Here is a 255-nt window from a genome sequence, read left to right as displayed (position 1 = left end):
ACACAGGTGGGCGAGATGAGTATTCTAAGGCGCTTGAGAGAACTCGGGAGAAGGAACTCGGCAAATTGGTACCGTAACTTCGGGAAAAGGTACGCCTCGGTAGCTTGAATGCTTTACTGCATGAGGGTGAAAAGGTTGCAATAAACTGGTGGCTGCGACTGTTTAATAAAAACACAGCACTCTGCAAACACGAAAGTGGACGTATAGGGTGTGACGCCTGCCCGGTGCTGGAAGATTAAATGATGGGGTGCAAGC

Annotated in this window: 1 rRNA gene; it reads left to right on the top strand. The window is 49.4% G+C overall.

Annotated elements, in window-relative coordinates:
- Positions 1–255 (top strand): 23S ribosomal RNA (locus GM676_RS31425); the annotation flags it as partial.

This window comes from Duganella radicis (assembly GCF_009720825.1).
GTDB classification, from domain to species: domain Bacteria; phylum Pseudomonadota; class Gammaproteobacteria; order Burkholderiales; family Burkholderiaceae_D; genus Rugamonas; species Rugamonas radicis.
This window is presented reverse-complemented; position numbering and strand designations above follow the sequence as displayed.